Genomic DNA, 12,240 nt, shown 5'->3' with positions numbered 1-12,240 from the left:
TTGTCCGTGAAGATCCTGCGTTGTGCGGGTACCAGCGCTAGTCCCCAGGTTGCAGCCGTTCACCTCGACGATCTTCGCGGAGATGACCGGGCTGGCCGTGCAGCACGACGCCGTGAACCTCGGTCAGGGCTTCCCCGACACCGACGGTCCGGCGTCGATGCTCGCGGCGGCCCAGTCGGCCATCGCGTCGGGCGTCAACCAGTACCCGCCGGGTCCCGGCATGCCGGTGCTGCGCGCCGCCATCGCCGCGCACCGGTCGCGCTACGGCACCTCCTACGACCCGGACACCGAGGTCCTGGTCACGGTCGGCGCCACAGAGGCGATCGCGGCCTCGCTGCTGGCGCTGGTCGAGCCGGGTGACGAGGTGGTGCTGGTCGAGCCCTACTACGACTCGTACGCGGCGTCGGTGGCGCTCGCGGGCGCGACCAGGGTGACGGTGGGGCTGCGCGAGGACTCGTCCGGCCGGTTGGCGCTGGACGTCGACGCGCTGAGGGCCGCGGTCACGCCGCGCACGCGCGCGATCCTGGTGAACTCGCCGCACAACCCGACCGGCACCGTGTTCACCGTCGACGAGATGCGCGCCATCGCCGCGTTGTGCGTCGAGCACGACCTGCTGGCGATCACCGACGAGGTGTACGAGCACCTGGTCTTCGACGGCCGGCAGCACGTCCCGCTGGCCTCGCTGCCGGGGATGGCCCAGCGGACCCTGTCGATCTCGGGCGCGGGCAAGACGTTCAACTGCACCGGCTGGAAGATCGGCTGGGTGTGCGGCCCGGCCGAACTGGTCGCGGCGGTGCGCGCGGCGAAGCAGTTCATGACGTTCGTGGGCGGGGCGCCGTTCCAGCCCGCCGTCGCCCAGGCGCTGACCACCGAGCTGGACTGGGTCACGGCGCTGCGCGACTCGCTGGCGGCGAAGCGGGCCCGGCTGGCGGAGGGGCTGCGCGCGGCGGGCTTCGAGGTGCGGTCGTCGGAGGGCACGTACTTCATCTGCGCCGACGTCCGCCCGCTCGGCTACACCGACGGCCTGGCGCTGTGCCGCGAGCTGCCCGCGCGGATCGGGGTCGCCGCGGTGCCCGTGCAGGTCTTCACCGACCGGCCGGCCGAGTGGCAGCACCTGATCCGGTTCGCGTTCTGCAAGCAGGACGCGGTGATCGACGAGGCCGTGGAGCGACTCCACAAGCTGTAGTTGTCCACAGGTGTGGATGAGTTTCTCCACACCTGTGGACAAACCACTTTCGGGTGAGCAGCGGAGCCGTGCCGTCCGTGTTCCACTCCAAATGGCATGAACTCCAACACCGAGGTCGTCCAGTCCGCACGAGCCGGGACCACGGGCTGGGACGCGCTCGTCGAGCGCTACTCGCGACTGGTCTGGTCGGTGCCCAGATCGTTCCGCCTGAGCCACGCCGACGCGGCCGACGTCTACCAGTGCACGTGGCTCTGCCTGGCAGAACACCTCACCCGGCTGCGAGATCCCGAGGCCTTGGCCGGGTGGCTGCTCCGTACCGCAACCCGGCAGAGCATCGCCGTGCTGCGCAGCCGCGGCCGTGAGGTCCCGGTCGACCGCTGGGAGCCGGAGTCGGCCCTGCCGACACCTGAGGACGTCGTGCTGGGCGACGACCGCGCCCACCGGCTGTGGACGGCGCTGGTCACGTTGAACGAACGCTGCCAGCGGCTGCTGAGGATCGCCGCCCACAGCCCCGAGCTGAGTTATGCACAGGTTGCCGATGCCCTGGGGATGAAGCTGGGGAGCGTCGGCCCGACGCGGACCCGGTGCCTCACCGCGCTGCGCCGGAAGCTGGCGGTGGCGCGGTGAGGGACCCGTTGCTCGACGAGATCGCCGCGCTGTTCGGTGCCGACGTGCCCCCGGCCGTCGGTGCGCCGGTCCCGACCGGCCTGGCCCCCATGGCGGTCGTCGACGAGCCGGTCCGCGGCCCGTCGCGGCAGCTCGTGTTCCACGTCGGCACCGGCCGGATGTACCTGCAGCTCGACGGCCCGCGCCTGACCGGCGTCCTGGACGGCGTGACCGGCACCGTCGAGGTGCGTTCACCGGAGGCCGTGCGGGCGGTCGCGCCGGACGCCGAGGGCTGGTTCCGCGCCGAGGTCGTGCCAGGGCCGGTGTGCGTCTGCGTGCCGGAGCTGGGCCTGACCACGGACTGGTTCGTCGCGTGAGCGCCAGCGCCGACCCGCGGGCCACCATCGCCGGCACGGTGGTCCGCGGCTCCAAGGCCGAACGCGCCCAGGCCCTGCACGACCTGAGCGTCGCCCACGTCGAGCTCGGGCACCTCGACGAGGCGGCCGCTTTGGCACAGCGCGGCCTGCGGCTCACCGGCGAACCGCGGTTCCGGTTGACGCTCGCGTGGATCGACCTGGACCGGGGCCGTCGCACCCGCAGCCTGCGGCACCTCGACCTCGCCACGCCGCAGCTGCGCGGCAACGAGCTGGCGCGGGCCCGCTGCCTGCGCGGGCTGCACCTGTGCCGGTCGGCCGACCCGCGTCCGGCGATGGCCGAGCTGACCGCCGTGATCAGGGAGCTGCGCCGGTACGACGACCAGCGGTGGCTCGCGAACGCGTTGATCGGCAGGGGCATCGCGCGGTGCTACGCCCTGCGGCTGGCCGGCGCGGACGCGGACTTCACGGCGGCCGCGGCGGCGCTGCGGACGATCGGCGAGAGCGGCCGGATCGCGATGTGCCTGCACAACAGGGGTTTCGTCGCGATGCTGGCCGGTGACCTGCCGTCGGCGCTGCGGCGGTACGAGGAGGCGGCACGGGCCGGTCTCGACTCCACGAGCCGCCCGGAGGCGCTGGTCGACCGGGCGGAGGCGTTGCTCGCGGCCGGGCTGGACGAGGAGGCGCACCGGGTGGTGGAGCCCGCGCTCGCGTTGCTGGAGCGGTGCGGGCGGAGGTCACCGGAGGCGGTGCTGCTCGGCGCGCGGTGCGCGTTGCGACGCGGGGACACCGCCACGGCGCTGCGGCTCTACCGGACGGCCGGACGACCGGACGGTGAGCTGATGCTGGCCGCGGGCGAGGTCGACGCGGTCGCGGCCCAGCGGTTCCGCGGACCGGCCAGGACCAGGGCGCTGGGGTGGCTCGCGCAGGCCAGGCGATCGGACCGGCGGGGTGCGCTGGCGGCGTGCCGGGCCGGGCTGCGCGTCCTCGACGAGGACGGCGCCGGGCTCGCCAACGAGTGGGTGCGGCGGGAGCTGACCGGACGCGCGCTCGACCTCGCCCGGACGCCGCGCGAGGTGCTGCGGTGGGGCGAGCGGCACCGCCGCAGCTACCCGTCGCCGTTGCCGCCGGGCGATCCGGCGCTCGCGAGCGCGCTGGCCGGGCTGCGGCGGGCACGGGCGCTCGGCGGTCCGGTCGAGGCGCTGGAACGGGACATCCGCCGGCTGACCGTCGCCACGGCCCGGCGCTCCCCCTCCGGCGATGAGGTGCCCGGCCACCTGCCGGTGGTCAGCTTCGTCGTCCACAGGGGACAGGTGCTGGCCGTGACGCCGGAGAGCGTCCGCGTCGTGGCCGAGCCGGCCGCGCTCGTCCAGGCGGCCAAGCTGGCGCTGCGCGCGGGCCGCACGATCGACAACGACCTGTTGCCGCAGGTGGAGGAGGTCGTGGTGGTCCCGGACGGCGTGTTGCGCGACATGCCGTGGGCCGCGCTCCGGCCGAAGGTGCACGTGCTGCCGGCGTTGAACCGCTGGTGCCCACCGCGACCCGGTGGCCGCAGGGTGTGGGTCACCGGACCGGACCTCGGCCACGAGGAGGTGACCGCACTGCACCGCGAACACGGCGGCACGGTCCTCGGATCCACTGTGGAGGAGACGCTGCGGGGCCTCGAAGGCGCCGGCATCGCCCACATCGCGGCGCACGGCGTCGTGAACGCGGACAACCCGCTGTTCTCGTACCTGGAGCTCGACGACGGCCCGCTCTACGGCTACGACCTGGCCCGCGTCGAGCACCCGCCGGAGGTCGTCGTGCTCTCGGCCTGCGAGTCGGGCCTCGCGCGGGCATTCCTCGACGTCGGCACGAGGGCGGTGCTGGCGAGCGTCCTGCCCGTCCCGGACCGTCAGGTCGGCGCGGCCATGGCGGCGGTCCACCGGCGGCTCGACCACCCCGCGGCGGCCGCACGCGCCGTCGCCCACCTGGGCTTCAGCTGCTACGGCACCGGCACGAGCGTCGCGGCGTGCAGCGCGGCGGCGAACGAGGTGCCGGTGCACAGCGACTGCGCGGAGCCGACGCTGGCGGGCACGTCGGTCCCGTTGGTCACCACGTCGACCCACGGGCCGTGACCGGAGAACGGGTCGGAGGTGCCCACGGCGGTCACGGCGGGCAGGGCGGCGGGCCACCACGGACGGGCGGACCCGCCGTTGCCCGCGGCCGCGACGACGTTGCCGCCGCACGCGGCCAGGACCGGCGGGCAGGCGTCGTCGAACGTGTAGGTGCCGGACGACACCAGGACCACCGGCACCGAGCGGGTGGCGCGCAGTGCGGCGGCGAGGGCGAGGTCGGAGCCGAAGCCGGACGGCGTGAGGACGGGGAACGGGCGGACGGTCGCACCGTGGTGCCGCAGCACACCGGCGACCAACGCGCCGTGCGGGGCATCGAGAGGGGTGTCCAGCAACGCCACGGACCCCTCCCCTCGCAACGACGGCAGGTGGCCACCGATGACCGGGCGGGAGGTGCCGATCATGATCGGGCAGGCGAGGTGGACGTGGTGCGGTGCGGCACCGACGTCGCGGGCGATGGGGACGACGCGCAGTGCGTGCGCCGCCTTCAGGTGCATCCGGACGGCCCCCGGAACGGCCTCCTCGTGCGAGCAGACACCCCGCAAACGCTTGCGCACAGTGAGTGCGTCCTCCGGGAGCACGATGACTTCCCCCGAACGGACCAAGCACTCGTTCGGACCGCCCGGATCGTGCACGTGCACCGGACCGAGGGCCTCCGACGCGTGACCGGCCAGCTCAGAGAGGCTCTTGACCTGTTTCGGTGCGTCCACAGCGGACACCATCCCGCGCTGCGGCGAGGTCCACAGGAGACCGGAGCGCGATGTCACTCGATCCGATGACCACACAGACGGTGTTCGCGCCCGATCGAGGCGAACACGGACAGCCGCACGTGACCGCCCTTCCGTGTGGTTTGCGGCGAGTTGGTTCGCAAAACCACCCACCGGTGCTAGACATAGCTCAACGTCGACCTCCGACGGCGCTGCGGCGTTGGCGGTGGCCCGAACGGTGGACGGTGGTGATCCTGTGGCCGGTGGTGGAGCTGTCGCACTGCTGCTGCGGGCCGCTGCCCTCGGCGGGTTCACGGCCGCGGCCTGGCTGATGGGCGGCTCGCCCGCCTCGGCCGACGCGAACCCCGTGGAGGCACCGCCCGCCGTCGAGATCACGACCGAAGCTCCCGCACCGCTCGACCCGGCCACACCGGTCACGGCACCGCAGCCGGTCCAGGAGCAGAGCCCCGAGACCGCCGCGCCCACCGCACCGCTGGCCGAGCAGGCGACCGAGACCCCGGCAGCGACCCCGGCCGGCGAACCGCAGCCGCTCGACCGACCGCAGGCCCTCGACGAACCGCAGGCCGCGGACGAACCGCAGGCGCTCGACGCCTCGCAGCTGTTCACCGCCCCGAACCTGAGCGACGACCCCGCGGGCTGGGTCACCGCGTTCACCACGTCCTTCATCGAGCAGCACCAGCCGGTCGACGACGTCCCGGTACCGGGGTTCGTCCCGCCGAACCGGCCGGAGGACCCCGCCGGGGACGACGACCACGACGACGGCCCGGTGCTCGACTTCACCGGCGGCACGCACTCCAACTCCCGGTCCGGCACCGTCTCGAACAAGGCGCCGCCCGAGGTGATCAGGGCGAAGGCCCAGGTCCGCGCCGCGCGGCTGGCCGCCAGGGCCGCCGCCGAGCTGCCCGCTCCTCCGCCGCCGGCGGCCGCGCCCGTCGCGGTCGCGGTCGCGAAGTACGTGCCGCAGCCGCTGCGGACGTTCAGCCAGCCCACGCCACAGGCCGAGCCCGCGCCGCAGCAGGCCGACCTCACCTGGACCGAGCCCGGCAGGGACGCGCCCGCTCCGGCGCCCCAGCCCGCCCCGGTCACCACGACGGCGTCCGCGTCGTCGAGCCACACCGACAACTCCGGCGGCACGCGCGGCGTGCTGGCCGTGCTCACGTCGCGCAACGAGCTGTTCCCGCCGGCCACGTGGTCGGTCGAGGAACGCCGCGACGGTCGGTCCCCCGGCAGCCTTCCCGGCCTGCCGAGCACGTCACCCGACTGAGTCCGACAGGACAGGTCTGCCCTCTGCGCGATTTGTGACCGTCTCGTGCCGTCGCGCCAGTAACTCCTCCTCGTATTTCCCGTTGTACGCAAGGAACCCCCAGTCTTCCTGACCTGCCAACCGCGCCCTGGCAGGTCGGGTCTGGTCCGAGTGCCGCGCTGCCCCCGCAGCCTCGGACCGCACGGGGAAACCTGCGGACGGGGGACGCCAATCCCTGGGACGTCCCCCGCCGCAGGCCACTCCGTTGGCAAGTTCGTCGGCCCGGTCTCCACCGCTGTGGGAGACCGGGCCGACGTGTCTCACGCGACCGGCACCGAGACGTCGGCATCCGACGGAAACCCAGTGCCCGCAACGGATGCAGCTACCACACCCAAACGGCCGATCGCCTCGCGCAGCACTTCGGGCGACTGCGTGTACGGCACTCGGAGCATCTGCTCGCAGCCGCCGTGGACCGCCCAGCGCGGGCCGGGCACGAGCCGCAGGCCGTGGTTCTGCGCCACCACGGCGATCCGGGTGCTCACCGGCGCGTCGAGCGTGCACCACAACCCGAGCCCACCGGCCGGGACCCGAAAGCTCCACTGTGGACAGTGCAGCCGCAGCGCCTCCGCCGCGACGTCCCGCTGGGCGGCGAACTCCAGGCGCCGTTGCCGCAACACGGGGTCCGCGTCCGTCAGCAGTTCGGTGAGCACCAGCTGCTCGAACACCGGGGTGCCGAGGTCGATCGCCGCGCGCGTGGACATCAGCCGGTGCACGATCTCCGCCGACGCCCGGATCCACCCGACGCGCAGTCCACCCCAGTGCGACTTGCTCGCCGATCCGAGCGTCACCACCAGATCGCCGCCGAACGCCGCCATCGGCGGTGGCATCCGGTCATCGGTCAGCGACAGCTCGACCAGCGTCTCGTCCACCACCACCGGCGTGTGCGCCTTCCTCAACGCGGCGGCGAGCGCTTCACGGCCGGCCGCGGGCAGCAGGGCGCCGGTCGGGTTCTGGAAGTCCGGGATGAGGTAGGCCAGCCGGGGACCTGCCTGCCGCAGCGCCGCCTCGTAGGCGTCGACCTCCCAGCCGTCGCCGGTCATCGGCACGGGCACCGGGATCGCCGACGCGGCCCGCACCGCCTCCAGCGCGTTGGGGTAGGTCGGCTGCTCCACGAGCACCCGGTCACCCGGTCCCGCGAACAGCCGCAGCGCCAGCGCCCACGCGTGCTGCGCGCCCGAGGTGACCACGATCTGGTCCGGTGACGTCGGCAGCCCCCGTGCCGCGTACCGGTCGGCGATCGCCTGCCGCAGCACGGGCAGGCCGCGCTCGTGGTACCCGTGCGACACCAGGTGCTCGGGCATCTGCGCCAGCGCCGCCGCCATCGCCTGGCGCAGGCCGGGGTGGGCGGGCGGCGCGCACCGGGTCAGGTCGATCAACGCGTCGTCGCCGCCGACGATGCCACCGCCGCCTCCGACCGGGCCGTCGATCCACGATCCGGCGCCGCGCCGGGATGCGACCAGCCCCTCACCGCGCAGCTGGTCGAGCGCGGCCGTGATCGTCGTGCGGCTCACCGGGAGTGCGTCGGTGAGCTCGCGCTCCGACGGCAGCCGGGTGCCGACCGGCAGCCGGCCGTCCGCCACGAGCAGCCGGATCGCGGTGGCGAGGTCGGCCGACCCCTGCCGGGCACCCTGCTTGCGCCACGACCCGAGCAGCCGGGCCAGCCGAGCACCCGATATACGTCCACCTGGTGGGAGCATGAGGCCAATTTCCCAGAATTGGCTATGGATTACCAGGCCAATCGCGCCTCAGTATGACCACATGGCCTCCACGACCGCACTCCACCAGGTCTCCGTCCGGATCTCCCCCGCCCGTCGCCTTCCGCAGCTCCTCGCCGGGCTGTGGCTCTACGGCGCGAGCATGGCGCTGCAGATCCGCGCGACGCTCGGCCTGAACCCGTGGGACGTGCTGCACGAGGGCCTCACCGAACGCACCGGCCTGAGCTTCGGCCTGATCACCGCGATCACCGGCGTGCTGGTCCTGCTGGCGTGGATCCCGCTGCGGCAGAAGCCCGGCGTCGGCACGATCGCGAACGTCGTCGTCATCGCACTGGCGGTCGACGCGACCCTCGCGATCCTGCCCGCACCGCAGGGGCTCGTGCCCAGGATCGTGTTCCTGGCGCTGGGCATCGTGCTGAACGCGGTCGCGTTCGCCGCCTACGTCGGTTCCCGGCTCGGACCGGGCCCGCGCGACGGCCTCGTCACCGGGTTCTGCCGCCGCACGGGCCTCTCGCTGCGCCTCACGCGCAGCGTCCTCGAACTGCTGGTGCTCGGCACGGGCTGGCTGCTCGGCGGCACCGTCGGCATCGGCACGGTCCTGTACGCGCTGGGCATCGGCCCGCTCTCGCAGCTGTTCCTGCCGCACCTCACCTGGCGCGAGCGCTCGCAGCCCGCTTCCTGATCTCGGCGTACCCGACCCCGCGTTCGGCCAGCACCTCGGCCACGATCCCCTTGCCTTGCAACAGAGCCAGCACGAGGTGCTCGTTGCCGAGGTGGTTGTGGCCGAGGTCGCGGGCCTCTCGCAGGCTCTTCTCCAGCGCCTTCTTGAACTCCGGCTCCAGCGGCATCCCGAACCAGCGCCGCCGCGGCCCCGGCCGCAGCACGCCCGTGCCGAGCGACTGCTCGACCGAGTCGATCACCTGGTCGACGTCGATCCCCAAGCCGCGCAACGCATCCGCGTCCGCCTTGGTCAGCCCGCCCTTGCGCCGGTAGTCGCGGAACTCCGCCTCCAACTCCTCGCGCGGCAGGTCGAACCCGGCCAGCACCGGCGTGTCCAGCAACGCCAGCAGCAGGTGCTCCACGCCGACCTCGCCCGCGTGCACCCGTTCCGCGTCCGCGACCGCCTTCTGCACGGCCTCGCGCGCTTCCTTCGTGAACCGCTCCGCGATCATCATCGTCCCCCGTGCTTCTTGTGCACCGCCTGGCGGGACACCCCGAGCTCCGCCGCGATGTCCTGCCACGACCAGCCCTGCGCCCGCGCACTGCGGACCTGGGCCGCTTCCAGGTGTTCGAGCAGTCGCCGCAACGCGCTGACGGCCCGCAACCCGATCTTCGGGTCGCGATCACCGGCCGCTGTGGCGAGATCCGTCGCTTCCGTCATGCCGTCAACGTACGTTGACAATGAGGGTTCGTCAACCGGGGTTGACACGTACGGTGGAGCGGTGATGATCGAGACTGCCGAACAGGGCGCTCCCGGACGCGTCACCGAGGACCGGATCCGCGTGCTGCCCAACGCCGTCGTGGTCCTCGACGGGGTCACCTCGCGCACCCGGCCACCCGACCGCGACGGCGGCTGGTACGCCACCCGGCTCGCCGACGAGCTGGCCAGGACGATGGACGCCGGCACGCCGTTGACCGAGCTCCTCGCGCAGGCGATCACGACCCTCGTGGCGGAGCACGACCTCGTTCCCGGCGACTCCCCGGCCGCCACCGCGGCGATCGTGCGGTGGGACGACGAGACGATCGACGCCCTCGTCTTGTGCGACACACCGGTCGTCGCGTTCGGACGGACCACGGACGTGGTCGAGGACACCCGGCTGGCCGACCTCCGGCCGGACCCGGACATCCTGCGGTGGACGAACAGGCCCGGCGGCTACTGGGTCGCGGAGGCCGATCCCGAGGCGGGCCGCCAGGCGCTGACCGCGAGCTGGCCGCGAGAGATGATCAAGAAAGTGGTCGTCGCCACGGACGGTGTCTCGTGTGGAGTGTCCGAGTACGGGCTGTTCTCGTGGGACGAGCTCGCGGAGCTCCCGCTCGGTGCGGCGCTCGACCGGATCAGGGAAGCCGAGCGCAGTGATCCGGAACACATCCGGTGGCCGCGCTGCAAAACACACGACGATCAAGCCGTCGTCCGGATCACCGCATGAACGAAAGAAGCCCCGCGAGACTCGCGGGGCTTCTTTCGAAGAGGGATGGCCAGGGGCGGGGTCGAACCGCCGACCTACCGCTTTTCAGGCGGTCGCTCGTACCAACTGAGCTACCTGGCCATGAGAGAAAAAAGCGACCCAGACGGGACTCGAACCCGCGACCTTCGCCGTGACAGGGCGACGCGCTAACCAACTGCGCCACTGGGCCTTGCTCTTGCTGTCGTGCAGATCGTACCTTACTGCATCATCTTGCTTTACTGCGTGCCCCCAACGGGATTCGAACCCGCGCGACCGCCTTGAAAGGGCGGGATCCTAGGCCGCTAGATGATGGGGACTAGCTGGTCTCTGGAAGCATCGTAAGCATATGACATAGGTCCGCGCACCTCCAAAACGGGGGTCCCACTTATGCCTTGACCTGCCAAAACCGTCGAAAAAGCAGGCTGGACGAAGCGCGCGGGACGATCTCGCGGAAGCGTCCGGAAACGGCAAATGCCAGCTCAAGGGCCCAATCGGTGGTGAACACGGGTCGAACGGAGGTTTTTCGACGATCTTGTGTGACCTGGGTAACTCCGCAGGAGCGGTCAGGAGAGCCCGTCCCAGGCGCTCAGCCACGCGTCGTTCGCGACGGAGGGCAGCACCAGCCGGAGCACCTCGCGCAGCCGGTCGGGGAAGTCGGCGCACATCGTGGTCGCCGAGGAGATCAACCGGGCGCCGAGGGTCGCGCCGCAGATCGTCCGCGCCACCGCCGCCGGGTCGACGCCCTCGCGCAGGTGACCACACTCGCCCGCCTCCGCCACGTAGGCGGCGATCATCTTCTCCCACATGAGGTGGGAGTTCGGGACGCCCGGATAGCCGACCTCGCGGTCGGCGGTCAGCCGCACGCCCGCCCGCAGCACGACGTCGGCCGCCATCCGGTCGGCGGACTCGACGACCATGCCGACGAGGGTGTGCAACGGGTCGAGGCCGCGCGCGTGCCACCGCTGCCGCATCTCCACCCAGAAGTCGTGCTGGTACTCGGTGAGAGCACCGGCGACGGCGTCCTTGGACGCGAAGTGGAAGTAGAACGCGCCCTTGGTGAGACCGGCGCGCGCGAGCACGGCGGTCAGCGACGTGCGGTCGTAGCCGAGCCGGTCGAACTCCTGCGCCGCGGCGCGGAGAATCGCCTCCCGTGTCGCATACGCCCGGTCTTGCTGGGGCATGGCTCCAGGTTAGTCGTTGCCGCTAAAGAGACCCGTGGGTATGTTTCCAGGTGCGGCCCTGTTTCGAGACGCGCTCCGGGGGGTGCGCGCCTCGGCCAGGGCCGCCTCTGCTCCGCTACCGCCTCACCGCTGGACCGGCGGTGTCCCGCCGTCCTCGCCGGGTGACAGCCCCAGCATGTCCAGCAGCGTCCTGCAGTCCTCGGTGCCCAGTGCGCTCCGCGCGACCGCGAGCCTGGCCCGGTGGACCTGTTCGTCGGAGATCCGCGAGGGCTCTCCGCTGCGCTGGGCCGGCACGTTGGGGCCGCCCTGCCTCTGCATGCCGTCGTCCTGCGTCCACAGGAACTTGCGCACTTCCAGTGAGCCGCTCATGAGTGCCCTCCCCGACTTGAGGTTGGCGCGAGGCTAAGCGACCTGGGACAACGGCCGCAGCCCCCCGCAGAGTGATTCCACCAACACCCAGCGTTACTTTCCGTACAGGTGTGCCGTCTGTCCGATGGGGAGGTGGCCAGTGGAAGATGGACCGATGACCGACCCCACGCCGGAGCCTTCCCCCGAAGCCGCAGGCCAAAACCCCCGACCTGCGCCGGAGCCCGGGGGTGACCCCCAGCCGGGCACCATCCCGCCGGCACCCGATCCGCAGGAGATCCTGAAGGCGATCAGCGGGATCGACCTCGCCACGATCGACGCCGACATCGAGTCCGCGTTCGGTTCGCGGATGGCCCAGCTGGACGAGATGCTCGCGGGCCTCGACTCGCTGGTGGACAAGATCGAGAAGGACATCCAGAACCTGGACCAGCCGAAACCCGACGGTCCTCAGTAGAGTCGCCATACCCTGGGTGGGTATCATCGGAGTCCCGATCGAGAGGAA

Annotated in this window: 13 protein-coding genes and 3 tRNA genes; 8 read left to right on the top strand and 8 right to left on the bottom strand. The window is 72.2% G+C overall.

Annotation, left to right across the window (positions count from 1 at the left end; genetic code table 11):
• Positions 1–22 precede the first annotated feature (22 nt).
• The 5 genes from ACZ7CF_RS16295 to ACZ7CF_RS16275 all read left to right on the top strand — a co-directional run bounded on the left by ACZ7CF_RS16295 (position 23) and on the right by ACZ7CF_RS16275 (position 6,272).
• Positions 23–1,186 (top strand): pyridoxal phosphate-dependent aminotransferase, encoded by a 1,164-nt coding sequence (locus ACZ7CF_RS16295; protein WP_360396858.1) that lies wholly within the window; start codon positions 23–25, stop codon positions 1,184–1,186.
• Between the two features lie 96 nt (positions 1,187–1,282).
• Positions 1,283–1,813 carry an RNA polymerase sigma factor gene (locus ACZ7CF_RS16290; protein ID WP_360396857.1) on the top strand — a complete coding sequence of 177 codons (531 nt, stop codon included), beginning with the start codon at positions 1,283–1,285 and terminating at the stop codon, positions 1,811–1,813.
• Positions 1,810–2,169, top strand: coding sequence for a hypothetical protein (locus ACZ7CF_RS16285; RefSeq protein WP_360396856.1), 360 nt, complete (start codon positions 1,810–1,812; stop codon positions 2,167–2,169). The genes ACZ7CF_RS16290 and ACZ7CF_RS16285 overlap by 4 nt, the downstream gene beginning before the upstream one ends.
• A complete protein-coding gene (locus tag ACZ7CF_RS16280) occupies positions 2,166–4,283 on the top strand; it encodes a CHAT domain-containing protein (RefSeq protein ID WP_470369900.1) in 2,118 nt (705 codons plus the stop codon). Before ACZ7CF_RS16285 ends, ACZ7CF_RS16280 begins: the two co-directional genes overlap by 4 nt.
• Before the next feature lie 960 nt (positions 4,284–5,243).
• Entirely contained in the window at positions 5,244–6,272 is a 1,029-nt protein-coding gene (locus ACZ7CF_RS16275) for a hypothetical protein (protein WP_470369899.1), read from the top strand.
• A gap of 299 nt (positions 6,273–6,571) precedes the next feature.
• Here the strand turns inward: ACZ7CF_RS16275 and yczR are convergent, their stop codons facing one another.
• Entirely contained in the window at positions 6,572–8,008 is a 1,437-nt protein-coding gene (gene yczR / locus ACZ7CF_RS16270) for a MocR-like transcription factor YczR (protein WP_470369898.1), read from the bottom strand.
• Between the two features lie 61 nt (positions 8,009–8,069).
• Between yczR and yczE the strand changes: the two genes are divergently transcribed.
• Positions 8,070–8,708 (top strand): membrane protein YczE, encoded by a 639-nt coding sequence (yczE, locus tag ACZ7CF_RS16265; RefSeq protein ID WP_360396852.1) that lies wholly within the window; start codon positions 8,070–8,072, stop codon positions 8,706–8,708.
• On the opposite strand, the gene ACZ7CF_RS16260 is transcribed toward yczE, so the two are convergent.
• Positions 8,674–9,201, bottom strand: coding sequence for a Clp protease N-terminal domain-containing protein (locus tag ACZ7CF_RS16260; protein WP_360396851.1), 528 nt, complete (start codon positions 9,199–9,201; stop codon positions 8,674–8,676). The two genes, yczE and ACZ7CF_RS16260, sit on opposite strands and share 35 nt — an antisense overlap.
• Positions 9,198–9,407 (bottom strand): helix-turn-helix domain-containing protein, encoded by a 210-nt coding sequence (locus ACZ7CF_RS16255; protein WP_065915808.1) that lies wholly within the window; start codon positions 9,405–9,407, stop codon positions 9,198–9,200. Before ACZ7CF_RS16255 ends, ACZ7CF_RS16260 begins: the two co-directional genes overlap by 4 nt.
• A gap of 64 nt (positions 9,408–9,471) precedes the next feature.
• On the opposite strand from ACZ7CF_RS16255, the gene ACZ7CF_RS16250 reads away from it, so the two are divergent.
• Positions 9,472–10,173: a protein phosphatase 2C domain-containing protein gene (locus ACZ7CF_RS16250; RefSeq protein WP_470369999.1), complete on the top strand. Its 702-nt coding sequence runs from the start codon at positions 9,472–9,474 to the stop codon at positions 10,171–10,173.
• A 46-nt stretch (positions 10,174–10,219) separates the two neighbouring features.
• On the opposite strand, the gene ACZ7CF_RS16245 is transcribed toward ACZ7CF_RS16250, so the two are convergent.
• The 5 genes from ACZ7CF_RS16245 to ACZ7CF_RS16225 form a co-directional block, all read right to left on the bottom strand.
• A tRNA-Phe gene (locus ACZ7CF_RS16245) sits at positions 10,220–10,293 on the bottom strand.
• A gap of 14 nt (positions 10,294–10,307) precedes the next feature.
• Positions 10,308–10,381: transfer RNA gene (locus ACZ7CF_RS16240), tRNA-Asp, on the bottom strand.
• Between the two features lie 54 nt (positions 10,382–10,435).
• Positions 10,436–10,508 (bottom strand) — tRNA-Glu (locus ACZ7CF_RS16235).
• Positions 10,509–10,754: 246 nt separating this feature from the next.
• On the bottom strand, positions 10,755–11,372 hold the full coding sequence (locus tag ACZ7CF_RS16230; RefSeq protein WP_360396850.1) for a ScbR family autoregulator-binding transcription factor: 618 nt from the start codon (positions 11,370–11,372) through the stop codon (positions 10,755–10,757).
• 123 nt (positions 11,373–11,495) lie between these two features.
• Positions 11,496–11,741, bottom strand: coding sequence for a hypothetical protein (locus tag ACZ7CF_RS16225; RefSeq protein WP_360396849.1), 246 nt, complete (start codon positions 11,739–11,741; stop codon positions 11,496–11,498).
• Positions 11,742–11,895: 154 nt separating this feature from the next.
• Between ACZ7CF_RS16225 and ACZ7CF_RS16220 the strand changes: the two genes are divergently transcribed.
• Positions 11,896–12,192: a hypothetical protein gene (locus tag ACZ7CF_RS16220; RefSeq protein WP_360396848.1), complete on the top strand. Its 297-nt coding sequence runs from the start codon at positions 11,896–11,898 to the stop codon at positions 12,190–12,192.
• Positions 12,193–12,240 lie beyond the last annotated feature (48 nt).

This window comes from Lentzea sp. NPDC036955, assembly GCF_055608005.1.
The sequence above is the reverse complement of the archived record's forward strand: the minus strand, read 5'-3'. Positions and strand labels throughout refer to the sequence as shown.

Excerpts from the sequence above, each read along its gene's own strand:
- ACZ7CF_RS16290 (WP_360396857.1), top strand. The coding sequence starts at position 1,283 with ATGAACTCCAACACCGAGGTCGTCCAGTCCGCACGAGCCGGGACCACG.
- yczR (WP_470369898.1), bottom strand. The coding sequence starts at position 8,008 with ATGCTCCCACCAGGTGGACGTATATCGGGTGCTCGGCTGGCCCGGCTG.
- yczE (WP_360396852.1), top strand. The coding sequence starts at position 8,070 with ATGGCCTCCACGACCGCACTCCACCAGGTCTCCGTCCGGATCTCCCCC.
- ACZ7CF_RS16260 (WP_360396851.1), bottom strand. The coding sequence starts at position 9,201 with ATGATGATCGCGGAGCGGTTCACGAAGGAAGCGCGCGAGGCCGTGCAG.
- ACZ7CF_RS16255 (WP_065915808.1), bottom strand. The coding sequence starts at position 9,407 with ATGACGGAAGCGACGGATCTCGCCACAGCGGCCGGTGATCGCGACCCG.
- ACZ7CF_RS16250 (WP_470369999.1), top strand. The coding sequence starts at position 9,472 with ATGATCGAGACTGCCGAACAGGGCGCTCCCGGACGCGTCACCGAGGAC.
- ACZ7CF_RS16230 (WP_360396850.1), bottom strand. The coding sequence starts at position 11,372 with ATGCCCCAGCAAGACCGGGCGTATGCGACACGGGAGGCGATTCTCCGC.
- ACZ7CF_RS16225 (WP_360396849.1), bottom strand. The coding sequence starts at position 11,741 with ATGAGCGGCTCACTGGAAGTGCGCAAGTTCCTGTGGACGCAGGACGAC.
- ACZ7CF_RS16220 (WP_360396848.1), top strand. The coding sequence starts at position 11,896 with ATGACCGACCCCACGCCGGAGCCTTCCCCCGAAGCCGCAGGCCAAAAC.